This window comes from Chitinophaga arvensicola (genome assembly GCF_900110835.1).
GTDB lineage: Bacteria > Bacteroidota > Bacteroidia > Chitinophagales > Chitinophagaceae > Chitinophaga > Chitinophaga arvensicola.
Genome location: NZ_FOJG01000002.1, coordinates 3,025,822 through 3,051,618, shown reverse-complemented (window position 1 = coordinate 3,051,618; position 25,797 = coordinate 3,025,822). Strand labels below are relative to the sequence as shown.

Here is a 25,797-nt window from a genome sequence, read left to right as displayed (position 1 = left end):
GGAATATAGGTTACAAAATATGGCGTAAGATGTAAAAACTTTTCCACAAAAAAAAGCCCGGAACGCTCAGGTGTACCCCCCTCGCATCCCGGTGCTTTAAACTTAGACAACTACTTATTGAATCACTTCCTGCATACCCTGCATACCAGCGCCCATATTCTTTCTCTTGAACAGGCTGGCATCTATTTTACCAAATCTGTAAGCAAAGGTCAGCCGCATCATCTGCGGATCACGCAAACGGCTGTAGTATTGTGTGAAGTAATCACTTTCAGAATACTGGTCAGACCAGCGGGTTCTGAAAATATCGTTAACGCTGAACGTCACGGACGCTGCATTGTTTTTCAGGAAACTCTTTTTGATCGCTGCATCTACGCCGTAGAAAGAGGCGATATAACCCTGTGAAGCATTCTGCGACTGCTGCATAGGCGGACCGCTCTGCACGTTCTTGTTTTCATTGACAGGCAGATTGGTTTTAGACTGGTAGGTACCGGTTAGCTGCAGCTCAAAACTGGCGGGCAGTTTAAAGGTATTGTTGAGTTTTCCGAACCAGCTCCAGAGTGCGTCCTGTGATTGTGTTACATTATCCGTGTTGATTTTGGAATTGTAGATATTCACATTGGCCGTCATATTCCACCATTTGGCCAGGTTGAACATACCTGTTACTTCTGCACCGGCAGAGTAGCTGGAGTTGGCGTTGATATAGGTGTTCACCAGCAGTTCCTGGCCGTTTGCCGGATCGGTTTCTTTTGTCAGGTAACGGGTAATCAGGTTGTTGGTATGTCTGTAGTAGAGAGATGCCAATATGGTATTGTTACCTTTCAGCGTTTTCAGGTACGACATTTCCAGTGAAGTGGTGAACTCCGGAACCAGTCCGGGATTACCTTTGGTGATATTCAGCTTATCCGTTGAATCTGTAAAAGGAATCAACTGGAAGAAATTAGGCCGGTTAATACGACGGGTATAACTCAGCTGCAATTCCTGTTCGTGTTTCAGCTTCTGGCTTAAGAATATCGATGGGAATAGGCTTACCGGGTATTTGTTGGAGAAATGCTGGCCATTGTTCAGCAGATCACCGGTATAATTGGAGCTTTCTGCACGCACCCCGACCTTATAACCAAAGTTTTTGATGGTATTGGAGATGCTGGCGTAAGCTGCATATACGTTGTCGCTGTTCTTGTAATTGTTGGATGCTGCCGGAATCAATACATATTTCTGGGTTTCCGGATCCAGCATATAGTTGTTAAAATTGCTTTTTGTATTCCGGATGGAGGCGCGTAAACCTGTTTCCAGCTTTAATTTACCGGTAAAAGGTTTTACGTAGTCCGTCTGGATCGTCATAAAGCTCACGGAACCATTGCCCAGGATCTGTTGAATATCGCTGCCGCTGATGTTGTTGCCGGAGTAGCGGTCGGTCCGGTAATCAGAATTGTTGTCGCTTTTACCACCGAAGTAGTTGAAGTCGGCCGTCAGTTCTTCTCCTTCTTTGGGGAACAGGTGCTTCATACCCAATACCAGTCCGTTGGCGTTGAACTGGTTGTGTGAGCTGGAATTACGCTGACTGAAAGCGCGCATTGTACCTGCTTTATCCAGGCTGTCTGTGTTGATATCAATTCTTTCGGTGGGGTTCATGGAACCATGTACCTTGATACCGGCTACAGAGAGGGTGGTGCGGTTGGTCAGGAACCAGTCCAGTCCCAATTTACCAAACACAAATCCACCGTCGGTTTTATTGCTGTTGTACTGGTTGATGAAAGTAGGAGGTACATCGGCGAAGTTGTTACGCTCGGTAGTACCATTGGTGCGGCCTTTCATCTGGTTGCCCATTACGCTGGCGGTGATATTTACCTTATCCTGGCGCAGGTTGAAGTCGGCGCCGCCGTTTACTGCACCGCGTTTATCCACACCGGCACGCACGTTACCGTTGTAACCGGTTTTACGGTTCTTTTTCAGTACAATGTTCAGGATACCTGCACTACCACCGGAGGCGTCGTATTTGGCAGAAGGGTTGGTGATCACTTCCACGTTCTCGATGGCATCGGCAGGAATCTGTTCCAGGGTGAGGGTAGTAGGGCGACCGTCGATATACAGCTGTGGAGCGCTGTTGCGGAGGGTCACATTACCATCAATATCCACATTTACAGAAGGCACGTTTTTCATCACATCCAGTGCGGTTCCACCGGCGCTCACAATATTCTTTTCCACATTGAATACCTTTTTATCGATATCCATCTGCATCAGTGGTTTGGTACCGGCTACAGTAACGCCCTGCAGCTGGGTGGTACTCACTTCCAGCTTGATGTTGCCCAGGTCCTTTTCAAAAGGAGGAAAGCTGATGGCCCGGTCAATCGTTTTGTAACCGGTAGCCGTAATCCGCAGTTTCAGCGGACCCCTGGCAGGTAACTCTTCCAGGCTGAACTCCCCATTTCCTTTGGTGAGCGCGCCTTTTAACAGTTTTTCTGTCATTTTTTTAGTAACACTATCCATGCGGTTCTGCAGGATGATAACGGATGCGTAAGGAACGGCTTTTCCGTCGGGGTCAATAATTTTACCATAAACATGCCCACTGATACTCATACCTCCAGGCATTTTGGCGCCTGCCGGTGGTTGAGCGATAGCATTCATTGAAAGCAAAAACAGGGTGATAAACAAATAAATCTTATACATTTTATTTTAAATTCAGATCACGCAAAAGTATAATCCGCAGGCGGATAAAATGAATTAAATGAGATGAGTGGGGTAAAATCAGCTACGAACAGTCATCTGTCGTCATTGACCTGATTTTCCGGCAATCGCATACAAGGTATCACGGTATGTATCGCCAACAGGGAGTTCCAGCGTATCCAGGAAAACACTGTTTTTCCGGATGGTGGTAATAGCGGCTACAGAAACGATATAGGATTTGTGTATCCGGATGAACTTAGCGCCTGGCAACTGCTCTTCCAATCCCTTGATGCTCATCCTGGTAATCACCGGTTTGGTGCTGCTGTTGAGGTGGATCTTGACATAGTCTTTCAACCCTTCAATCCACCGGATATCAGCAAAAACCACTTTATGTAAACTGTAATCCACATTTACGAAGAAGAAATCCGCTTCTTCCCGGGCGGTTTTTCCACCGGTTTTGAGCTGGTGCAGCTCCTGCGCTTTATTGCAGGCTTTGATAAAACGCTCCAGGGATACCGGTTTTACGAGATAATCTGTCACTGCCAGGTTAAAACCTTCCAGCGCATACTTTTCGTACGCAGTGATCAGGATCACCAACGGTTTATTCGGTAACGATTCCAGGAATTGCAATCCCGTCAGGCCTGGCATCTGGATATCCAGGAAGATCAGGTCCACCGACTGATGCCGTAGTATTTCCATCGCTTCAAAGGCATTGTTGCACTTGCCCGTCAGCTGCAGATAGGGCACCATGCTGATATTGTCTTCCAGCAGGTCCAGCGCCAGGGGTTCATCGTCTATGGCAATACACTTCATCATCAATGGAGATTTAATTGCAAGGATACTATAAACCAGTCATCTTTCTTATCTATATGCAAAACATAATGATCGCCGTATAATAAATTCAGGCGTCTTTTTACATTCGTAAGACCGATACCGCTGGTTTTATCTTTTATTTCGGAGGAATCCTTATTGAATTTGTTTCGCACGGAGAAAAACAGCATATCATTCCGGGTATATAACCGGATATCTATCGTAGCATCGGTAATCAGTCCGGTACCATGCTTAAAGGCATTTTCCACGAATGGAATCAGCAGCATAGGTTCTATTTCGTAGCTGGTAGCGGTGGTTTCCAGGGAAACGTTGATAGCTACGTTTTTTCCAAAGCGTTGCTGTTGCAGGTCGATATAGCTTTGAAGGTATTCTGCTTCTTTTTGTAAGGGTACTTTGTCTTCGTCTGCTTCATAGAGCATATAGCGCATGAGCGATGAAAGTTTGATCAGGGAAGGTTCCAGTACATCTGATTTCTTCCGCGCCAGCGACACCATATTATTGAGCACATTAAACATAAAATGCGGACTCACCTGGGAGCGGAGCAATGACAGTTCTGTTTTCAGGCTTTCATTTTCACGGGCGCTGGTTTGTCTTTCCAGGCGCATTTTATCCACAATCATCTGGAAGGCAGTACTGGCAGAGAGTACAAAGAAGAAGATGAAGAAGGTGAAGAGAATCACCGGTTTAATATCGATCTCCTGGTGTTTAAGGATTATTTTTTCGAAACCATACCTGGACGAGAACATCAGCAAAAATATCCCTACGATATAGATCACATATTCCACGATCTTCTTTTTATATACCAGCTTTGGGATAAATACCCAGGCATTCAGGTAAAAGAAGACCACCATCGTAAAGTCAATGAAATAAAGATAGAGGTCCCAATACTGTTTTTCGCTGGCACGGTCGTGCGCATTGTATTCCTGTGTAGGGTGTAAAAGGTAGGGAAGGGAAAAAAATACCGCCCATGCAATGATATGCCTGACCACCATCACCAGTTTCCCTTGATGCGATTCCTGTCTCATGGCGGCAAATTAGGGCATTTATCTATCCGGGAGATAAAAGTTGCGACCAATTACGGCAATTGTACGACTAACTTACCATTTCCCGGGAGGGGCGAGCCGCTCCCGGGAAAGTGGTTTAAGAAGCTTTACTGGCAGACATCAGCTCCTGTATCCTGGCCGGGCCGGTGATTACATTCGCTTTGAGGTCGCTCAGGATGGAGTATAACCCAAAATAGGTGCGGTTAATATAAAGACTGTGCCGGGAGCCACGGGCTACTTTGGAGTCACGGATTTCTTTCATGTTATAGAGTTCATCCATATAGGCGTAGATCTCATTGAAATAGGCCTCGTTGCCAAAGTCGAAATGGTCCAGCGTAAAGGGTAAGGTCAGCAGATCAATCATATGCTGGAACAGACCGGAAAAGAACTCCACTTCCTTAGGGGTATCGGTGGGATGGATCATTTCCAGGTTGGTATAGATCTGGTGCCGGCGTTTTTCATCTTTCAGTACTTCTTTATCTACCAGCAGGAAGTAGTTGACATAAAAATCTTCCGGAATTTCTTTTACGCAGCCGAAGTCAAAGATGCCTACGGTGCCGTCTGGCCGCATCAGGAAGTTACCCGGATGTGGATCGGCGTGTACCTGTTTCAGGCTATGTACCTGGAACTGGTAGAAATCCCACAGCGCCTGGCCGATACGGTCCCGCACGTCCTGCGAAGGATTGGTTTGCAGAAATTCCTTCAGGTGCTGGCCATCGAGCCAGTCCATGGTGATAATCCGTTCGGATGACATCTCCGGATAATAACCGGGAAACTTCAGATTAGGGATATGCGCGCACTCGCGTGACAGGTCCATAGAGCGGCGCAGTTCCAGTTTATAATCCGTTTCTTCCAGCAGTTTACTTTCAATTTCATCAAAATACTTGTCCATATCCACTTCGTTCATTCCCACGATGCGGATGGCAAAGGGTTTTACGATACGCAGATCGGATTTTACGCTATTGGCCACCCCGGGATACTGGATTTTAACGGCCAGTTGTTTGCCGGCTTTGGTGGCTTTATGTACCTGCCCGATAGAGGCGGCGTTGGAGGCCTGCATCTCGAACTGGTCGTACAGCTGCGAGGGGGATTTGCCCAGTGTTTTTACAAAGGTATTCACTACCAGCGGTCCGCTCAGGGGCGGCGCACTGTATTGCGACATGGCAAACTTTTCCGTATAGGCTTTGGGAAGCATTCCCTTGTCCATACTCAGCATTTGTGCTACTTTCAGCGCACTGCCTTTCAGATTGCTCAAAGTGTCATAGATATCCGCCGCATTGTCCTGGTGAAGTTCCTCTTTGGTAGTGGAGGGATCCATCAGTTTGCGGGTGTAATGTTTGATATAATTGGTTCCTACTTTAAGTCCGGTCGTTACGAATTTGCCTGCCCTTTCCACCTTCGAGGTGGGGATATTGGATTGCTCTTTCATGATGCTTATTTCCTCGTAAAAATAAATTTCCCGAAGTCCAGCAAACTATCCAGGGTATTGGATTTGATGAGCTGGAAACTCAGGTTTACCGCTTTTTCAATGGCGGCATCTGTCATTTCGAACTGCGGACTGGTATCATCCAGCCAATATTTCAGTACAAAGAGGGCCTGTAACCAGAAGCCGTGTACGTACTGATCTGAAATGTATTTTCTTTCCTTGATTTCACTGGAGATATAACCTTCTTTCACCAGGTTGCTCACATACTCGTTAAAAGCCTGACGGAAAGTTTCCAGTTTGTTGCGGTAGAAATCCGGTAACCGGAAATGTTTGCGCTGTAATAACAGGTAGCTGCGGTCTTCCTTGAGTTTCTGTACCCAGAGGAAGTAGAAGGCCAGCAACTTTTCCTGTGCATTATATTGCTGATAAATTTCATCTGCATGTAGCTGATCCAATGTTTGTTGGAAGATCGCTAACCAGATGTCTTTTTCTACCGCTTCCAGCGAACTGTATTGTTCATAGAAGTCGGTTTCAGACACTTCTACAATTTTGCAGAGCGCATATACAGATACGGGCGCTTTACCGTTTTCCAGCCAGTACACTTTATAGGCGTTGCGGATGAGCTGTTTGTCCATATGAAAAAGTTTTATAGTTGTTGACGTAGCCCGTCCGGACGGGTTCCGGAGGTTAAAAATGCGGGTACATACAAATTTACGTCATGCGGGGTTATAAATGCTTTTTTATCCCGGCACGAAATGTTAAAATCTGTTGGCGTATGCGCGAAATTGTTATGTAAAAAAAATGCGCTGGGTATTTAAAAAATAAATATACCTTTGCATCCGAATTCCTTATTGCTCATCTTTTTAAACTACAAGGAATCATGACAGAACATACCCACATATCGTCCCTTTCGCTCCTTGCCTGATCAGGCAGATGCAGCCGCTTTACATTTTAATTAAGCCGGAATAATGTATACATCCCCGTGATGCTATTCATTGCATTATATTTCGTATATACATATACGTTAGCGCCTCCGTTTGCACTCCCGCGAAAGGGAAAACACCATTACTTTTTATTATTTATATCATGGTTGTCTGGCTAAAAACCGGGCAGCAGGTGAAACTATTGTCATGTCATCAGGGGAATCTTCTCTGATAACAGGGTACTCATCTATGAGTAAGATCCAGATAACCCATATATAACCCGTATCTAATAGGTAAGGCTTATATATAGGGGGGATAGGGCTTATGTACGGCTGAGATGGGGCGGGCCGCTATTTAATGCGGCAACCGGCAAGGTAGTTTTACCGGCATTGCACATCAAAAACAACACTTGCTTTATGAGCAATCTGAAAACAAAAGAACTCAGTAAAATAGGATATACAAACGACCAGGCGAGAAGCCTGGTCATCAATATCGTTTCAAAACATTTTAAACACACAGCAAAGGCAGATCTCATGACGCTGCTGGCCGCTATCAAAGCAGATCCGGCCAGTTACCATTCTCACGAGATACTGGGAAAAATAGCGGACACCTTTATGGATGAACCGGTGGAATGTAATTTTCAGTCGTACGAACTGCTGGAAAAAACAGGGCACTTAAAAGTATATGGCGCCAAAGAAATAGAACGCTCTGCCAAACAACAGATGGAGCTGGCCATGTCTTTACCGGTTACGGTGCAGGGCGCGCTGATGCCCGATGCACATACCGGCTATGGTTTGCCTATCGGTGGGGTACTGGCTACGCAAAATGCCGTACTGCCGTTTGCGGTAGGCGTAGACATTGGCTGTCGCATGGCACTCACCCTTTTCGATGAAGGAGAAAGCTTTTTGAAACGCTTTTCACACCAGGTAAAAGTAGCGTTGAAAGAGTACACGCACTTTGGTATGGAAGGCGGCCTGGAATTCGAACAGGAACATGAAGTGCTGGACAGTCCGGTGTTTCAATCGACCGAACTGTTGCGGAAATTGCAGGCGAAAGCTGCGCGGCAGTTAGGCTCTTCCGGTAGCGGCAATCACTTCGTGGAATTCGGGATCATCGAAATGCAGGAAAATAATGCGCTGCAATTGCCGCCCAAAAAGTACCTGGCCTTACTGTCGCATTCCGGCAGCCGTGGCCTGGGCGCCAATATTGCGCAGCATTACACCCGCATCGCTATGGATACCTGCAAGCTGCCACGGTCGGCACAGCAGCTCGCCTGGCTGGATCTCAACAGCAGCGCCGGACAGGAATACTGGTTGTCGATGAACCTGGCGGGCGATTATGCCAAAGCCTGTCATGACCGTATCCACATCAACCTGGCAAAAGCGCTGGGGCTGGAGCCGCTGGCTAAGGTGGAAAACCACCACAACTTTGCCTGGGAGGATACCCTCGCGAACGGCCAGCAGGTGATCATTCACCGCAAAGGCGCTACCCCGGCCCATGCCGGCGAAATGGGGATCATCCCCGGCAGCATGTGTACGGCCGCTTATCTCGTGATGGGAAAAGGGGTGGACAACGCTTTATACTCCGCCTCACATGGCGCAGGAAGAGCGATGAGCCGCAAAAGAGCCAAAGAAAATATGACCGTATCCGGTCTGAAAAAGATGCTGTCTGCCGCAGGCGTTACCCTGATCGGTGGCAGCGTGGAAGAAAATCCGCTGGCGTACAAAGACATTGAAAACGTGATTGGGGCGCAGCAGGAATTAGTAGACATACAAGGCCGGTTCATGCCCGCCATTGTAAGAATGAATAAAGATTAATCAGATGGAACAGATAATTGTACAGATCACCTCCGGCCGTGGCCCTGCTGAATGCAGCAGGGTAGTGGCAAAGGTGCAGGAAATGATGATCAGGGAGGCCCGCGCCGCCGGCATCGGCATACAGGTACTCGAAAATATAAAGGGAGACCTGAATGGTACCCTGCTCTCTGCCACGTTGTTGCTTAAAGGAGAAAAAGTAACGGCTTTCTGCCAGCCCTGGGAAGGCACTATTCAATGGATTGCCCAAAGTCCTTACCGCAAATTCCACAAACGTAAAAATTGGTTTGTCGGCGTATCGGTATTTGACATAAAAAAACAGGTGCAGTGGAATCTGAAAGACGTGACCCTCGAAACCTGCCGTGCGGCAGGACCAGGCGGACAACATGTCAATAAAGTAGAAACTGCCGTGCGTGGTATCCACCGGCCCAGCGGGCTACAGGTACTGGCCATGGACAGCCGTTCGCAGTTACAGAATAAACAACTATGCTTGCAACGGCTGGAAGCAAAATTTCTTGCGTGGCAAGCTGGTGAACTGGTAAAGCAGCAACAGGACCGCTGGCAGGAACATAATGAACTGGAAAGAGGAGAAGCGGTGAAAGTGATAAGGGAGAAGTTGTAAAATAGTGTGATGGGGGAAACAGCGTTTCCCCCATCACACTTCCGTTGAAAAATGCTAGGTTTCCTGCGCTATCGCTTTTGTGTATTCCAGTTCAAACGTTTCTCCATAAATACTCTGATAGGCAGTCATAAAGGAAGTATACATTTTCTTTGCCGACGCATGTTGTCCGAGCGCTACCAATGCCCTGCATTTAAATAACACCGCTTCTTCACACAGTGAATCAAAATTAAGCAGGCAGTCACAGATACTGATCACCTGCTCAGGCGGTGTGGTATGTACTTCCAGGTAATGCAGCAGCAGTGGAATAGCCTGTGCCGACATATCGCCTTTGAACCTGTCCAGCCAGGCGTATTCTGTTTCCTGGAGGAAAGCACCCCGCTTCACGATTTCGGCTATACGATGCATATGCCATTCCTCCATATGGGCGGGTGTAAGCAGCTGGAGATAGCTGATCAGATCTACCTGCATCCGGGGATCATCAAAATGAAAGATCCATTTGTCGTTTTCTTTTATAAGGGTATATGCGCCTGTTTTATCAAGCAGGCTTTTCAGCTTTACTATATTCACCGAACGGTTATTCTTTGCATCTTTCAGCGATCTGCCCGGCCATAATATTTCATTTATTTTTTGGGAAGAAATGCCGCCTTTGCCGGGTAGTGAATGAAGGAATAGTAACAGGAACAATTCCTTCAGCAGTGGACTGAATAAACGGGTGATATCGTTGCCTGTTTTGTCCAGTACGGTGAAATGCCCGAAAAGAAATACCGCCGGAAAGGTGTTGATTGTTTGAGGTATATCGTCTGGTATTACAAAAGGAGCATGGGTACTTATTTCCGGGTCCTCCGTAATCTGTCCGGCTGCTTTGTTTGTTCCCGGTGCTACATTTTCCTGCACACGATCTTCTGCAACAGGTAAGTTTGTTTGCCCGGCAGATAAAAGCAACGGTGCATTTCTTTTCTCATCAGTTATCTTACCCAGGTCTTCTTCTCTCTTATTTATTTTTAACCTCGACAGTCCTGCTGCCAGCAGGAACAGTGAAAACCCAATACCCGCCGCCAGTAACAACCGCATCACATATACAGGTACCGGGTCGTCGGCCGGCACATCCACGGCAAGGAGGTAAGGTGAAAAATGAAGGGTATATATTTTTACTTCCGTGCTGTTATTTTTGGGAGAGAAGAAAGTTACCGCGACCAGCTGATCATTCTGCGGGCAATAAAAGAGTTGTACCGCTGATTTGGTATCGTAGAAGCGGTAAGGAAAGGGTGCTGCCAGTTTGGTGTATGCCGGATTATTCAGTGATCCCCGGATCAGTTGCAGGGAAGAATTCATGCGATCGTTCGGAAATATCAGCGTGAAATATTCCTGGTGGGCGCTGTTAATCACCATGTTGCCGGCGAAACCAAATGGTTCTTCCGGTTCTTTTCCCTTGTAAATGTTTTTGAAAGTATGCCGCTTCACGTCAAATACCTGCAGGTCGTACAGCGAATGAGGATTGAGTAACTGATCGCCGGTGAGACTGCCATAGCCGCCGAGTATATAGAGGGAATCTCCTGCGGCATTGGCTCCTGCTGCGGCCATGTAGCGGGGTGTAAAGAAATCGCCGCCCACCTGGACCGTTTCCCAATGGGGATGTCCCGGAGTATAGCGGTGTACTTCATTTTTATAACGGAAATCGCCATAGCCTCCTAAAAAATAAAGGGAGCTGTCGTATGATGAAAAGAAAATATTGGAATGCCAGAACGTGGTAACAGCCCCTGCATCCATCGGCTGGTTCCAGGCGCCGGTGGCGGAGTCGAAGGCGGCTACCTGTTGTTTGTCGGGGAAGACGCTGTATAACTGCTGCCGTGCTGCATCATATACTGTGCGGATCCCTGCGGGAGTGCCTTGTGGTTGTGGCAATGCGCGGGCACTTAACCTGCGGTTACTGCACCGGTATTCATATAAAGAGTCTCTCCCTGTGAGATAGATCTGTTCTGTTGAAGGATTCATGGCTACACCGGCATTACCCGCTACCAGGAAAGAATCGGCCAGTTCCCACTGGCTGAACTGCGGTCTTAGCCATACCGGGTTTTTTACGGTGGCGGTATGGCCGGTGATCTCGTCTTTTGCCGTATAACCATTTGCGTGGTCAAGGGGCCAGTGATGTTGTAATTCGCCGTCTCCATATAATTCTATATCCCGGAGCCGCATCGGCGCTATATCAAATGACTTAAAGTTTTTCCGGTAACTGGCGCCGAAACAGATGCGCAGTTGTTGCCCGGAAATCACCGGATGCCGGACGGTTTTTATCAACCGGCCGTTGACCGTTACTCCCAGTGTATGCGTTACCGTATTCATGTCCAGCCTTATCCGGTTCCACTGATGGCAAAGGCTATCTTTATTCACCTGGAAGGAGATGCCGGAGAAATCATTGCCTGTCACTATATTAAATTCGTACGTGTGTACATTATAGATCAGGTCTATGTTCTGCTTCTTCTCATCTGTGATCCGGAAAATATATCCGAAATAAGAAGTATAAAAAGGGAGGAAGGATAAATCAAAAGAAAGGGTATACGCTGTTTTTACCGGGAATGGTTTATCCGGAAACAGATCCAGCGAGGTGCGGGATTCCTGGGCAATATTTTTACAGGCAAACTCCAGCCCGTAAACATCCTGGGCTTTGCTGATATGGGTAATCGTAAGTAATAACAATAACAAGTGAGTAAATCTGTACATAGGCTGCCTTACAATTATTTATTGCTGGAAGTCTTTTCAATTGCTCCAAGGGAAAGCGGGTTACCGGCTTTCAATAACGTGGTAAATTACTGTCTCTGTGTTAATATCTTCCGATCTGAAAGTTATCTTTTGTTTAAGAAAACATCGTAGTGTTAAAATAAACGATTATAGCTTCATTTCATAATTATTTTAGCTTAATCGATTTCGTTAATCCCCAGTTAACCTGCCCGTTAATCCCTCACATCCTTAATTGCAGCAGATATTTTATTATTCCTGATCTACAAAATCACAGAATCGCCATGAAAAGATGGTTATGTATGCTCCTGCTGCTCGGTTATGCATTTAGCAGCAATGCGCAATCGCACCCGGTCACCGGACGAGTGATAGACGACGCCGGCCAGCCCCTCCTGGGAGTGTCCATTAAGTTGTCTGGTACCAGCACCGGGACCAACACCGATACAAAAGGTAATTTCAGTATTGCCGCTGCACCCTCCGACCGGTTAATTTTCAGCTTCGTAGGGTATAAGCCGGATACTATTTCCGTTGGAAACAAAACTACCTTCCAGGTGGTATTGAAAGACAATGTTTCCACGCTTAATGATGTGGTAGTGGTAGGTTATGGTACCCAGAAAAAGGCCAATCTCACCGGTGCGGTAGCACAGGTGACCGGGCAGGTACTGGAAAATCGCCCGCTGCCCAATCTCAGCCAGGGCCTGCAAGGGGTGATTCCCAACCTCAACCTGATTCCCGGTGACGGTAAGCCCATTCAATCTCCTGCATATAATATCCGTGGTACAACATCCATCGGGCAGGGCGGAAGTGCGCTCATCCTCATCGATGGGGTAGAGGGTGATCCCAGTATGATCAATCCCGCCGATGTGGGTAGTGTGACCGTACTGAAAGACGCTTCTTCTGCGGCTATCTATGGCGCAAGGGCAGCTTTTGGCGTGGTGCTGATTACCACCAAGGTGCCGGTGAAAGACAGGTTGAGTGTGAGCTATTCTTCCAATTATTCCTTGAAGAAGCCGACCACCGTTCCTGATATGGTAACTAACGGCTACGAATACGCTAAAAACTTCAACGAAGCCTGGACTGCCTGGAACGATTACTCCCAGACGCCCCAGAATATCAATAAAACGCAGCCTTTTTCCCCGGCCTACCTGGCCGCACTCAAAGCGCATAACGATGATCCTTCTTTGCCAAAGACCATTGTAAATGCTGCCGGCGCCTATGAGTATTACGGTAACACCGATTGGTACGGACTGCTTTATAAAGACCATACCACCGCTACCGATCAGAACCTCACCGTTTCCGGCAGCAGCGGAAAAGCCAGCTACTATATTACCGGCAGATATTATGGTCAGGATGGTTTGTTCCGCTTTAACTCAGATGATTATAAAATGTATAACCTGCGCGCCAAAGGAAATATCCAGCTCTTCCCTTTCCTGCAGGTATATAATAATACCGAATTCTCGAACCGTGACTATCATAACCCCGTGAACGTAGGCGAAGGTGGCGGTATCTGGCGCAACATGGCCGATGAGGCGCATCCCTCTTCCATGTTGCTCAACCCGGATGGTACACTTACTGCTTCCGCCGCCTACACCGTGGGGGATCTGTACTATGGTAAAAACGGACTGGACTGGAACAAACAACTTTTCCGTAATACCACCGGTTTTGTGGCCAATATTTATAAGGACAAATTCAGGTTAAAGGGAGATTTTACTTTCCAGAATACCGCAGATAATCAAAAACGTATACGCGTCCCCGTTCCTTACAGCAATGCTCCTGGTGTGATCGCCTATGTAGGCTCCAACTACAACGATCTGATGATGAGCAACTATAACACGCTGTATATGGCCTCCAACATTTACGGAGAGTATGAAAACCATTTCGGCGGCAATACGCATTATTTCAAAGCATTGGTAGGGTTCAACTATGAACAATCTACCTATAAAGGTTTTGCTACCACCCGCAACGGGCTGGTGTACAGCGATGCAAAAGACCTGAATCTTGCACTGGGCACCAATATCAATACCGCCGGTGGCTACGACCGCTGGGCCATCATGGGGGAATTTTTCCGGTTGAACTATTCCTATAAGGATCGCTACCTGGTAGAAGTAAATGGTCGCTACGACGGGTCTTCCAAATTCCCTTCCAACCAGCGTTATGCATTCTTCCCGTCTGTATCCGCAGGCTGGAGAGTAGCACAGGAACCTTTCTGGAAAGTATCTCCTAAAATTATCTCTGACCTGAAAGTGAGAGGTTCTTACGGTTCCCTGGGAAATGGTAACGTTGCTTCTTATGCCTTCCAGGAAAAGATGGCCATTACCCAATCCGGCCGGGTGATCAATGGTGGCAAGCAACAGCAAACCACACAGCCTGCGGTATTGCCGGATGGTCTTACCTGGGAAACATCTACCACGCGTGATCTCGGACTGGACCTGACTGCACTCAATGATCACCTCACTATTAACGGAGACGCTTATACGAGAATCACCAAGAATATGTTTACTGTAGGCCAAACCCTGCCAGCCGTTTTTGGTACGGATGTACCCAAAGGAAACTATGCCGACCTGAAAACGGTGGGCTGGGAAATATCGGTTGGCTGGAAAGACCAGTTTAATGTAGCCAGCAAACCGTTACACTATGCGGTGAGTGTATCCATGGCCGATTACAAAGCCACTATTACCAAATATAACAATACCAATAATAAACTCACTGATTATTATGTAGGCCAGAAATACGGAGAGATATGGGGATATGTAAATGATGGCTACTGGAATAAAGATAACGTGGCGCAGGCAGCTAAAACACAGGCGCTCTTCAAAGCTTCCAACAGCGGACAATGGCTGCCCGGTGATATTAAATTCAAAGATCTGAATGGAGACGGGGTAATTAACAACGGCGCCAATACCCTCAGTCAGCATGGCGATCTTGCCATTATCGGTGATACACTGCCACGCTATACTTATGGTATTTCCCTGAACGCCGACTGGAATAATTTCTTCGTAGGCGCTTTCTTCCAGGGTGTATTGCAACAGAACTGGTGGCCGGGATCTGAATCAGATGTGTTCTGGGGACAATATAACCGTCCCTACAACTTTATGCCTAAATCGCAGGAAGGAAAAATATGGTCAGAGGATAATCCGGATGCTTATTTCCCGCGTTACCGTGGTTACGTAGCCCAGAACGGTGCAGGTGAGCTGGCCAGCGCGCAGTCGAAATACCTGCAGAATGTGGCGTATATCCGTCTGAAAAATTTACAGGTAGGCTATAACCTGCCGCATTCGCTGGTATCCAGAGCGAAGATGTCTTCCGCGCGGGTTTATCTCTCTGCGGAAAACCTCTGGTCGTGGTCGCCCCTGTATAAAATTACCCGCGACCTCGATGTGGAAAGTATCCGTCGCTCCGATACCGTCACCGATACCAACAGTTCCGGGAATGGTAATAACTATCCCATCTTAAAAAGTTATACGATAGGCATCAACATCACACTCTGATAAATAAAAAGGAAAAGCTATGCAACAAGCTATCACCGCATTACTCCGGAAAAGGGTGGCATTGATATTAGCAGCCGGGATGCTGATCACCGGTTGCGCAAAGAACCTCGACCAGGTTCCACAGTCTACCGCTACAAAAGATGCGGTATTCGGCAGTGTGGATGGATTGAAACTCTATACCAATTCATTCTATGACGGATTACCCGGCATCAACGATGTATATAAAACCGATGGCATGGCCGATTACAGCGCCGTGAGTTCCGTACCTGATTTCCTGAGGGCAGGCGCTTATACTTCCAGGGTAGCCACGGGATGGGACTGGAAACAGCTCCGTAATATCAACTACTTTATTGCCAACTGCAATGATCCCCGTGTACCTGTGGCTACGAGGAATAATTATATTGCCCTGGCACGTTTCTTCCGGGCGTATTTCTATTTCGATAAAGTGAAGCGTTTCGGGAATGTACCCTGGATTGGTAAGCCTTTTGAAGTAACGGATCAGGGCCTGTATGCCGGCCGCGATTCCCGTACGCTGATCATGGATTCCGTAATTGCCGACCTGGATTACGCCGCAGCCAATCTTACACTCACTTCCGATCCCACTTGCAGCCAGGTTACACAGAGCGTGGTATATGGATTTAAATCAAGGGTATGCCTGTTTGAAGGTACCTTCCGTAAATACCAGACAACACTTGGTCTTGGCGGCGGCGCCGACAGTCTCCTGAGAAAAGCTGCTACGGCCGCCAGAACGGTGATCGACAGCAAAATATTCAGTCTTAACCAGGTGGGTGGCACTACTATGGCTTACCGCCAGGTGTTTACCAGCGCTGCTCCGATCATATCGGAAGTGATGCTGGCTAACGTGGCCAGTGCGAGTTTAGGGGCCTACAATGATGCCAACTGGTGGTATACGAGCGCCACTTACGGTTCCCGGCTCAGCTTTACCAGGAAGTTTATCAACACTTACCTGAACAGCGATGGAACGCCGTTTACCAGTAAGCCCGGTTACGATACACTGCCTTTTGTAAAAGAAACACAGGGCCGTGATAACCGCCTGGCACAAACTATCCGCACACCGGGATACCTGCGTACCAATAATGGAAAAGTAGTGGCCGCGCCACCGGTATTTTCGTATACCTATACAGGTTATATGCCCATTAAATGGTCGCTGGATGATACGAACCTGGATAACGCCACACTCAATACGAATGCCATCAGCCTGATGCGCTATGCGGAGATATTACTCAACTATGCGGAAGCAAGAGCAGAACTGGGCCTGCTGACAGACGACGACTGGAAAATCACTGTCGGCGCACTACGGGCAAGGGCGGGTATTACCGGTGGTCTGGCAAATAAACCGGTGGTCATAGATAGCTATATGAAAAGCGCCTATTTTCCCGATATTAGTGATGCTTCGCTGATGGAAATCAGAAGGGAAAGAGGGATAGAACTGGTGTTGGAAGGTTTCCGGTTCAATGACCTGGTAAGATGGAAACAGGGACCGTTGCTCGCCGGATCATGGAATGGCATGTACGTGCCTGCACTGGACGTGCCTATGGACCTGGATGGTGATGGTACACCGGATGTATGCTTCTACCAGACCATGCCTGCTAATCCGGTAAAAGGTGTCACTTATGTCAATGTATCTCCGAAACTGGGGAACCTGGTGAATCCGCAGCAGTTGTCGAACGGCACCTATGGCGAATTACACTGGTTGGATAACGTGGAAAAACAATGGCAGGACCGCAAGTACCTGTATCCTGTTCCGTATACTGATTTGCAGCTCAATCCTGCTCTGGGACAGAACCCGGGATGGGAAGATTAATAACCGCATAAATAAAAACAGATGAAGAAAAGCGTAATGCTGTTAATGGCTTGTGTTGTCATTTTATCTTATGGTGCCACCGCACAAAAGTTCAATGTAGGTACCTACAATATGAGGAACGATAATAATAAAGAGGATTCTATTGCCGGCAACGGCTGGAAGCAACGTTTCCCTGTAATCGCTTCACTCATTGCGTTTCACGACTTCGATATCTTCGGTACACAGGAATGTATGTATCACCAGCTGGAAGATATCAAAGGCAGTTTACAAGGATATGATTTTATCGGCGTAGGCCGTGATGATGGAAAACAGGCAGGGGAGCATTCCGCCATTTTTTATAAAACCTCGAAGTTTAAATTGCTGAAGAAAGGTGATTTCTGGATGTCGGCGATCACTGATAAGCCCAATAAAGGATGGGATGCGGTGTTGCCCAGAATCTGTTCCTGGGGCGAGTTCAAAGAAATAAAAACCGGTTTCACTTTTTACTTCTTTAACCTGCATATGGATCATATTGGTGTAGTGGCCCGCGCAGAAAGTGCGAAACTGGTGCTGGCGAAAATAAAGGAAATGACCGGTGGCAAACCAGTGATCCTCACGGGCGATTTTAACGTAGATCAGACCAGCGATTCCTATGCGATCCTTCACACCTCCGGTGTATTGGAAGATGCGTATGAAACAACTGCCATCCGTTATGCGCTCAACGGTACGTTTAATGCGTTTAAAACAGACAGCAAAACGGATAGCCGCATTGATCATATTTTCCTGACCAAACAGTTTAAAGTTAGCCGTTATGGTATTCTTACCGATACCTGGCGCAGTAAACGTCCGGAAGGCGCTAACCCGGAAACCAATGGCAACTTCCCCAAGGAAGTACGTATGTCCAAGTACGTAGCCAGGGAGCCATCAGATCACTTCCCGGTAATAGCTACCGTAGAATACAGCAAATAATCACTTCTTACTTTATCCACAACGGGCCTGCACATGCAGGCCCGTGTTATGAACAGCATCCTATGCAGTCACGCTTTTGTTATCTCGCGGTAATCCTGTTACTGCTCCTGGCCGGCTGCCATGACGGTCCGCAGATCAGCACCGAAGAATATATTGACCCGACGATCGGGAATATTTCCACGTTGTTACAGCCTACCAGGCCCACGATGCAATTGCCCAACCAGATGATCCGCGTATATCCGTTAAGGAAAGATGCCACCGACGATCAGATCAATGGCTTCCCCTTGCAGATAGTGGCGCATAACAACGGGCCCGTATTTATATTGAAACCTGTAACAGGCGCCCTGACGCCGGCAGCGTGGCAACGGCCGCAAACCTATGACCAGGAAGTCATTCATCCCTGGTATTATCGTACTTACCTGCTGGAAGATAATGTAACTGTGGCATTTGCGCCCGGCAGCAAAACGGGCATCTATCGTTTTACCTTTCCGTCAACGGGCCCCCGGCATCTATTGCTGGATACCGCTGCTTACCGGGTGAAAGATAAAAGTATCCGTGCGCAAACCTTCTATCACGGCGATGTACCGGTGTATCTCTACGGAGAATTTAATACACCCGTGAACGTGGTAACACTGACGGATACACTAAAGTATCTTGCTTTTCCTGATACAGCATTCAATAACATCACCCTGAAGTATGCTATCTCTTATGTGAGTATGGCCAGTGCGGAAAATAGTTTTAAACGGGAGATCGGGAAAAAGGATTTTACCATGGTGCAGAAAGAAGGCCGGGCACGATGGAAAAGCGTTACGGACCAGATCAGCGTGGAAGGTGGCAGCCATGCACAGCGCCGCGCATTTTACACGGCATTGTACCGTTGTCATGAGCGCATGGTGGATATTACAGAAGATACCTTGTACTATAGCGGCTACAATAAAAAAGTAAATGTCACCCACCGGCCGTTCTATGTAGATGATGCCACCTGGGATACCTACCAGGTGCTGCATCCGCTGCGCATGATCCTGGACCCGCAACAGGAAGCAGATATGCTGAACGCCTATACGGAGATGTACCGGCAAAGCGGGTGGATGCCCACCTTCCCCCGAATTTACGGAGATCATCCCTGCATGAACGGTTTTCACAGTACCATCCTATTCCTGGATGCGTTGCGGAAAGGCATTCCTGTCGCTGACCTGGAAACGGCTTATGCAGGCATGAAAAAGAACGCCCTCTCGGCAACGATGCTGCCCTGGCGCAATGGCCCGAATGGCGTGCTCGATTCATTTTATTATACGCATGGCTATTACCCGGCGCTGGCGCCGGGCGATACAGAAACCATTGCCGCAGTTCATCCCTTTGAAAAGCGACAGGCCGTAGCAGTGACCCTGGGGCATAGTTACGACGACTGGGTATTATCACAGCTGGCTACTGCATTGAAGAAGGAAGACGATGCCCGCCTGTTTGCTGCCCGTGGAGAAAATTACCGTCACCTCTGGCATGCCGGCCGTGGTTTCTTTATGCCTAAAGATGCTGCCGGCAACTGGATCAATATTAATCCCGCAACAGACGGTGGTCCCGGCGGACGGGATTATTATGATGAAAACAACGGCTGGACTTATCTCTGGCAGGTGCAACAAAATATTCCCGCGCTGATCAGCCTGATGGGTGGAGAAAAGCAACTGGAAGCAAGACTGGATGAATTATTCCGGACTGACCCCGGCATGCCACGTTATGAGCTGTGGCACCAGTTCCCGGACGCCACGGGTCTTGTTGGTCAGTTTTCTATGGGCAATGAACCCGGTTTTCATATCCCCTGGCTGTATAATTATGCAGGGGCTGCCTGGAAAACACAAAAGCGCGTCCGCTTCCTGCTGGATCTCTGGTTCAAAGACAACGTATTCGGTATTCCCGGTGATGAAGATGGCGGCGGTATGAGTGCCTTTGTGGTATTTGCTTCCATGGGCTTTTATCCGGTTACTCCCGGTATTCCTATTTATACTATTGGCAGCCCTGTATTCCCAAAAATAACGATTGCCCTCCCGGAAAGCCGTCAGTTTACCATCCTGGCACCCAATAGCAGCGCCGTCAATAAATATATACAAAGTGCCCGCCTCAATGGAGAAACCCTTACCTCCCCGTTTTTTACCCACCAACAACTGATGAAGGGGGGAACGCTGGAGCTGGAAATGGGGCCCACCCCCAACTACCGCTGGGGTGCCAGCGTGCATGCGTTGTAAGACGGAGGATTCTATAGAGAATCCCCGTCTTTTTCCCTATTTTTATAGCGAACGCGGATATCAACCAAATACCACACGTGGAGGAACTAAGCGACATAGCGCTATTAGAAAGACTGCAGCAGTCCGATGAAGCGGCTTACACCGAAATATTTCATCGTTACTGGGAGAAGCTATACGCCATTGCGTATAACCGTTTACGTGTACGCACGGCTGCTGAAGACGTGGTACAGGAAGTACTGGCCAGCCTGTGGGTTCGCAAAACCGCTGTGGATATCCGTCACCTTTCCGCCTATCTGGCCACCGCCACCCGGTATGCCGTTTTCCGCCAGATCAGCCGCTTATTACCAGATCATCCGATAGATACGCCGGATGTGGCACAACAGATGATAGCCCTGCCCGATATGGATCATCTCGACTATTGCCGGCTCCAGGAAAGACTGGGACTGGAAATTGCCCAGCTGCCGGAAAAATGCCGCCTGGTATTTTTGTATAGCCGCCGCGATCAGTACAGTAACAAAGAAATTGCCGCCGCCATGCAGCTGTCGGAAAAAACCGTGGAAGCCCATCTCACAAAGGCATTGAAGCATCTTCGTGTGCGTCTGAAAGATGTATATCCCTATCTTTCTTTCTTCTTCTGAAAAAAAAGTTAAAAAACACTAAGGGTAAACCGGGTATTTCTGTACTCAGTTAATATGCAGCACCTGAAAGACCTGATCCACCGTTACCTGAAAGGCCAGGCTTCACCGGAAGAAGCCGGTGCACTCCATGATTGGTACAACAGCTTCGACGATAGCGAAGTAGAACTGCCCCTGGAGCCGGGGGAAGACCGCCGACAGCTGGAACAGCGGCTGCTGAACAGGCTGCGGCCGGTGATGCAGCCTGCCCGTGTCAGGAGAACGCCCTGGTGGCGCTATGCAGCTGCGGCAGCTTTGCTCATCCTGGTAACAGTATCGGGGATCATAGGCTGGCAGCACCGTTACCCATCTCCCGGGAAAAAAATAATAGCCACCCACACACCGGCAAAAGATAAAGCACCTGCTAACCAGAAAGCGATGCTTACCCTGGCAGACGGCAGCACTATTACCCTCGACGATGCTGCCAATGGCGCACTCGGCAAACAGGGAGGCGCAAAGATCATCAAAAAGGAAAAAGGACAACTGGCCTATCAGGCAGATAATACCGCCGGGGAAGTGGTGTACAATACGCTAACCGTACCGCGTGGCGGACAATATCAGCTGGTATTACCCGATGGCACCAAAGTTTGGCTGAACTCCGCTACTTCCCTGCGATATCCCACTGCTTTCCGTGGAACAGAAAGAAAGGTGATCCTCCAGGGGCAGGCCTTTTTTGATATTGCTACCAATGCAAAACAACCCTTTAAAGTTCAGGCAAATGAAATGGAAGTACTGGCACTCGGTACCCGCTTCGATATGATGGCCTATGCCGATGAACCCACCATTAATGCTACGCTGATTGATGGAAAGATAAAAGTGCAGGACAAAATCCTGCGCCCCGGTCAGCAAGCCGTACTGGCCCTGTCCAGGCATCAGCTTACCGTAAGGGACGCGGATGTAAATAAAATTATGGCCTGGAAAAATGGCCTTTTCGTATTTAACAACACTGACCTCCCTACTATTCTGCGGGAAGTGGCCCGATGGTATGATGTGGAAATTGTATACCAGGCCGCACCCGGTAAAGAACTGTATGGTGGCGGTATCAGCCGGAATCTTAATTTATCCGCCGTACTGGATGTACTGGAGAAAAACGGAATTAATCACTTTAAAACCGAAGGAAATAAAATAGTCGTATTACCGTAAAAACAAGTTATGAAGTAAACTTTTGAACAATGAAAAAGAACCGGAGGTGCGGACACACCCCCGGCAGCGGTTCAGCATCCTGTAAGATCATTTAAGAATTCTAAACCTTATTAAAAGTATGCATTTAAAATTTAAGGAGATACCATTTCTCCCCAAGGGACTTTTATTAACCAAAATTTTGCGGGTTATGAAAATGACCACCTGGCTTATCCTGATCGCCTGCCTACATGTAAGCGCCAGGAGTTTTTCACAACAGGTTACTCTCTCTGTGAAAAATATGCCCCTACAGAAAGTGTTTGCGGAAATTATCCTGCAATCCGGGGCCACCATTGTATACAATGAATCGGTCCTCAAAAACACCAACCCGGTAACGCTGGAAGTAAACAGCGCCTCCGTACAATCTGTCCTGGAACAATGCCTGCTCCATCAGCCGGTCACTTACGCCCTCAGCAACGGCGTATTTGTGATCCGTCCCAAAGCCGCTCCAGTGGCAGCCGCCACGGATACGCTGGGCCGTATCAGCGGTATTGTCCGGTCGCCCGATGGTATCCCGCTTCCCGGCGCCACCGTGGTGGTGAAAGGGAGCAGCCGGGGCAATGCGACCAACGCCGCCGGACATTTCACGGTATCTGCCAACGCCGGTGAAACACTGGTGTTTACGTTTACGGGCTACGACAAACAGGAACTGCCCGCCCGCGAAGGCATGCAGGTAACGCTGCGCCCCGGCAGCAGTCAGCTGGACCAGGTAGTGGTAGTGGGGTATTCCGATAAAAAGAAAAGTGAACTTACCAGCGCCGTCACTGTAGTAGATGCGGCCAAACTGAAAGACGTGACCACCAACGATGTGGGGACCATGCTTCAGGGTAAGGTGGCCGGCTTACAGGTAGTAAGCAGTTCCGGTGTGCCTGGTGCAGCGGCCGAAATCCGTATGCGCGGTATCTCTTCGGTAAATGCATCTCAAAGTCCGCTCGTAGTGGTAGACGGGATTATCGGTGGCAACTATGATCCCAACGATATTGAAAGCGTTACCGTACTAAAAGACGCCGGCGCTACCGCCATGTATGGCTCCCAGGCCAATGCCGGTGTGATCATCATTACCACAAAAAGAGCCGCCTCCGGGAAGGTACAGTTCCAGGCGAAAGTAACCACCGGTTTCCGGACCCCCGATTTCGGTACCATGGATATGATGAACGGCAGTGAATTGTATGAACGCCAGAAAGAATATTACCGCGATTATATTCCGGGCGCTACCAACAACTCCTATAAAATTGACCTGCTGAAATTCTATAACGAACGCCCGCTGGCCCTGCGCAACCAGAACTATAACTGGTTAACAGATATGTTCCAGCGTGCCCCCATGCAAAATATTTATCTCTCTGCCAGCGGCAGATCAGAAAAATCAGATTATTATCTCGGCCTCTCTTATTACAATGAGAAAGGTACTTTCATGAATACCAAATATCAACGCGTCAACCTGCGCGCTAATTCCACCTATCATTTTACCAAGCGGATCAGTCTTACGAACAACATCAATCTCAGTGGCTCCTTTGGTAAAACATACGACTACAACGATATGTACTATGCCTACCTGAACATGCCCTGGGATAACCCCTACGACAGCTCCGGTAAAGCCCTGTATGTAGATGGCAATGCACCGTTCAAGTGGTGGTCGCGCGATAAGGTGAACCCGATTCATACCATCAATAATTCAGAACATCCGTACAAAGCTTTTGATGTGAATTACGACCTGGGACTGAATATCGGTATCACCGACTGGCTCAGTTTTGTGAGTACCAACCGGCTTTCACTGGGGTATAATAAAAACAAAAGCTGGTATTCACCGGATGTAGCGGGGCAGTATCATAGCGTGGGTAATCTTGCAGAACTCAGCACGCTGAACTACGGCTATATTTCCAATAACCTGTTAAAGGTAGATTTCCACAGAGGAGATCATCATATCAGCGGTCTTGCAGGCGTGGCGGTGGAAGGCAATAATATCGAAACGCTGGGTGCATCCGGGCAGGGATTGCCGGCAGGGTTGAAAGTATTGAACGTGGTATCTACCAAACAGATTGTAAACGGAGATCTGAACGAAGCCATTATTCAATCACTCATTTCGCAGGTGAACTATAGCTTCCGGGATAAATATTTCCTCACCGGATCTTTCCGTGTGGATGGATCATCCAATTTTCCGTCGGCCAACCGCTGGGCTTCTTTCCCCTCAGTGTCTGCTGCCTGGCTGGCCAGCAATGAAGATTTTCTGAAAGATAATGCCGTGGTTTCCAATCTGAAACTCCGCGCCAGTTATGGCGTTACCGGTACACAGGACATCGGTTCGTCGCGTTACCTTGCCTTGTTTTCACTGGCCGCCAAATACAACGAGCAGGTGGCCGCCACACCATTGCAATTACCCAGCCCGGATCTCACCTGGGAAAGTAAATACCAGTGGAACGGCGGTATCGATATCGGTTTGTTTAAACGCATCGACCTGAGTGTAGATGTGTATAACAACGTTACCAAAAATCTGCTGTTACAGGTATCACAGCCTTTGTCTGTAGGCTTTGAAACCCGCTGGCAGAATGTGGGAGAGCTGGTGAATAACGGGGTGGAACTGGGCATCAGTTCCATCAATATCCGCAGCCGTAAATTCCAGTGGAGCACCGATTTTAATATCAACTTCAACACCAATAAACTGCGGAAATTTCCGGCGAGTATTATCAATACACAGTCTACCTGGAGCATTTCACAGATCTACCGCAATGGTGGTAACCTCTACGAATTCTACATGCCTAAATGGCTGGGCGTAGATAAACAAACCGGTGCGCCGTTGTGGGAAGTGGTGGATAAAGATGGCACCCGGAAATCCACGTCTGATTATGCCAGCGCTACTTACCAGGAAGTGGGTTCCGCATTGCCGAAGTTCCAGGGCGGTATGACAAATACCTTTACCTACAGCGGTATTTCGCTGGGGGTGAATGTGTATTTCCTTTCCGGTAATAAAGTGTACAGCAACAACCTGCGCTTTGTGGAAAATGACGGGAACGAACCTTACTACAACCAGGTGAACCTGCCCAAAGGCAGCAGTACCTGGAGCAAGCCCGGTGATGATGCCACAGAACCGAGTCCGCAGAATTCTGCCAACAGCACGCAAACGTCTACACGTTTTCTGAAAGATGGCAGCTTCCTGGCATTGCGCAATATCAGTCTGAGCTACGAACTGCCTAAGGCGTTGGTAAACCGCTGGCGCCTCGATGGGGTGACCGTAGGCTTCACGGCAGATAACGTGCACACCTTTACCAACTTCCTCGGACAGGATCCGCAAACCACCATTACGCCCGGTTCACAGGTGATGCCCGGTGTATCGGATTTCAAGTATCCGAATAACCGCCAGTACCTGTTCAACATTAATTTCAGATTCTAAAATGCCTG

15 protein-coding genes are annotated in these 25,797 nt (G+C 48.2%); 9 read left to right on the top strand and 6 right to left on the bottom strand.

What is annotated here, in order from left to right:
- Positions 1 to 114: 114 nt before the first annotated feature.
- The 5 genes from BMW79_RS29270 to BMW79_RS29250 form a co-directional block, all read right to left on the bottom strand.
- On the bottom strand, positions 115 to 2,664 hold the full coding sequence (locus BMW79_RS29270) for an outer membrane beta-barrel protein (RefSeq protein WP_089901780.1): 2,550 nt from the start codon (positions 2,662 to 2,664) through the stop codon (positions 115 to 117).
- A gap of 102 nt (positions 2,665 to 2,766) precedes the next feature.
- Complete coding sequence (locus BMW79_RS29265) at positions 2,767 to 3,477, bottom strand: LytR/AlgR family response regulator transcription factor (protein WP_245752716.1); 711 nt, start codon at positions 3,475 to 3,477, stop codon at positions 2,767 to 2,769.
- The gene (locus BMW79_RS29260; protein ID WP_089901777.1) at positions 3,477 to 4,517 is read right to left on the bottom strand and encodes a sensor histidine kinase; all 1,041 of its coding nucleotides are present in this window, start codon (positions 4,515 to 4,517) and stop codon (positions 3,477 to 3,479) included. The genes BMW79_RS29265 and BMW79_RS29260 overlap by 1 nt, the downstream gene beginning before the upstream one ends.
- A gap of 115 nt (positions 4,518 to 4,632) precedes the next feature.
- Positions 4,633 to 5,964, bottom strand: coding sequence for an ABC1 kinase family protein (locus tag BMW79_RS29255; protein WP_089901774.1), 1,332 nt, complete (start codon positions 5,962 to 5,964; stop codon positions 4,633 to 4,635).
- A gap of 5 nt (positions 5,965 to 5,969) precedes the next feature.
- Positions 5,970 to 6,596, bottom strand: a complete 627-nt coding sequence (locus BMW79_RS29250; protein WP_089901772.1) for a TetR/AcrR family transcriptional regulator — start codon at positions 6,594 to 6,596, stop codon at positions 5,970 to 5,972.
- Between the two features lie 704 nt (positions 6,597 to 7,300).
- Between BMW79_RS29250 and BMW79_RS29245 the strand changes: the two genes are divergently transcribed.
- Positions 7,301 to 8,701, top strand: a complete 1,401-nt coding sequence (locus BMW79_RS29245) for an RtcB family protein (protein WP_089901770.1) — start codon at positions 7,301 to 7,303, stop codon at positions 8,699 to 8,701.
- Between the two features lie 4 nt (positions 8,702 to 8,705).
- Positions 8,706 to 9,320, top strand: coding sequence for a peptide chain release factor H (prfH, locus tag BMW79_RS29240; protein WP_089901768.1), 615 nt, complete (start codon positions 8,706 to 8,708; stop codon positions 9,318 to 9,320).
- A 54-nt stretch (positions 9,321 to 9,374) separates the two neighbouring features.
- On the opposite strand, the gene BMW79_RS29235 is transcribed toward prfH, so the two are convergent.
- Entirely contained in the window at positions 9,375 to 12,038 is a 2,664-nt protein-coding gene (locus BMW79_RS29235; protein WP_089901765.1) for a hypothetical protein, read from the bottom strand.
- 299 nt (positions 12,039 to 12,337) lie between these two features.
- On the opposite strand from BMW79_RS29235, the gene BMW79_RS29230 reads away from it, so the two are divergent.
- From BMW79_RS29230 to BMW79_RS29200, 7 genes are all read left to right on the top strand, one after another.
- Positions 12,338 to 15,541: a SusC/RagA family TonB-linked outer membrane protein gene (locus BMW79_RS29230; protein WP_089901762.1), complete on the top strand. Its 3,204-nt coding sequence runs from the start codon at positions 12,338 to 12,340 to the stop codon at positions 15,539 to 15,541.
- 19 nt (positions 15,542 to 15,560) lie between these two features.
- Positions 15,561 to 17,366 carry a RagB/SusD family nutrient uptake outer membrane protein gene (locus tag BMW79_RS29225; protein WP_245752714.1) on the top strand — a complete coding sequence of 602 codons (1,806 nt, stop codon included), beginning with the start codon at positions 15,561 to 15,563 and terminating at the stop codon, positions 17,364 to 17,366.
- Positions 17,367 to 17,387: 21 nt separating this feature from the next.
- A complete protein-coding gene (locus BMW79_RS29220; RefSeq protein WP_089901759.1) occupies positions 17,388 to 18,314 on the top strand; it encodes an endonuclease/exonuclease/phosphatase family protein in 927 nt (308 codons plus the stop codon).
- 62 nt (positions 18,315 to 18,376) lie between these two features.
- Entirely contained in the window at positions 18,377 to 20,551 is a 2,175-nt protein-coding gene (locus BMW79_RS29215; RefSeq protein ID WP_089901756.1) for a GH92 family glycosyl hydrolase, read from the top strand.
- A gap of 77 nt (positions 20,552 to 20,628) precedes the next feature.
- Positions 20,629 to 21,189, top strand: a complete 561-nt coding sequence (locus BMW79_RS29210) for an RNA polymerase sigma factor (protein ID WP_177192385.1) — start codon at positions 20,629 to 20,631, stop codon at positions 21,187 to 21,189.
- Between the two features lie 54 nt (positions 21,190 to 21,243).
- Positions 21,244 to 22,368, top strand: coding sequence for a FecR family protein (locus BMW79_RS29205; RefSeq protein ID WP_089901750.1), 1,125 nt, complete (start codon positions 21,244 to 21,246; stop codon positions 22,366 to 22,368).
- Positions 22,369 to 22,555: 187 nt separating this feature from the next.
- A complete protein-coding gene (locus tag BMW79_RS29200) occupies positions 22,556 to 25,789 on the top strand; it encodes a TonB-dependent receptor (RefSeq protein ID WP_089901746.1) in 3,234 nt (1,077 codons plus the stop codon).
- The last annotated feature ends 8 nt before the right edge of the window (positions 25,790 to 25,797 follow it).

Excerpts from the sequence above, each read along its gene's own strand:
- BMW79_RS29270 (WP_089901780.1), bottom strand. The coding sequence starts at position 2,664 with ATGTATAAGATTTATTTGTTTATCACCCTGTTTTTGCTTTCAATGAAT.
- BMW79_RS29265 (WP_245752716.1), bottom strand. The coding sequence starts at position 3,477 with ATGATGAAGTGTATTGCCATAGACGATGAACCCCTGGCGCTGGACCTG.
- BMW79_RS29260 (WP_089901777.1), bottom strand. The coding sequence starts at position 4,517 with ATGAGACAGGAATCGCATCAAGGGAAACTGGTGATGGTGGTCAGGCAT.
- BMW79_RS29255 (WP_089901774.1), bottom strand. The coding sequence starts at position 5,964 with ATGAAAGAGCAATCCAATATCCCCACCTCGAAGGTGGAAAGGGCAGGC.
- BMW79_RS29250 (WP_089901772.1), bottom strand. The coding sequence starts at position 6,596 with ATGGACAAACAGCTCATCCGCAACGCCTATAAAGTGTACTGGCTGGAA.
- BMW79_RS29245 (WP_089901770.1), top strand. The coding sequence starts at position 7,301 with ATGAGCAATCTGAAAACAAAAGAACTCAGTAAAATAGGATATACAAAC.
- prfH (WP_089901768.1), top strand. The coding sequence starts at position 8,706 with ATGGAACAGATAATTGTACAGATCACCTCCGGCCGTGGCCCTGCTGAA.
- BMW79_RS29235 (WP_089901765.1), bottom strand. The coding sequence starts at position 12,038 with ATGTACAGATTTACTCACTTGTTATTGTTATTACTTACGATTACCCAT.
- BMW79_RS29230 (WP_089901762.1), top strand. The coding sequence starts at position 12,338 with ATGAAAAGATGGTTATGTATGCTCCTGCTGCTCGGTTATGCATTTAGC.
- BMW79_RS29225 (WP_245752714.1), top strand. The coding sequence starts at position 15,561 with ATGCAACAAGCTATCACCGCATTACTCCGGAAAAGGGTGGCATTGATA.
- BMW79_RS29220 (WP_089901759.1), top strand. The coding sequence starts at position 17,388 with ATGAAGAAAAGCGTAATGCTGTTAATGGCTTGTGTTGTCATTTTATCT.
- BMW79_RS29215 (WP_089901756.1), top strand. The coding sequence starts at position 18,377 with ATGCAGTCACGCTTTTGTTATCTCGCGGTAATCCTGTTACTGCTCCTG.
- BMW79_RS29205 (WP_089901750.1), top strand. The coding sequence starts at position 21,244 with ATGCAGCACCTGAAAGACCTGATCCACCGTTACCTGAAAGGCCAGGCT.
- BMW79_RS29200 (WP_089901746.1), top strand. The coding sequence starts at position 22,556 with ATGAAAATGACCACCTGGCTTATCCTGATCGCCTGCCTACATGTAAGC.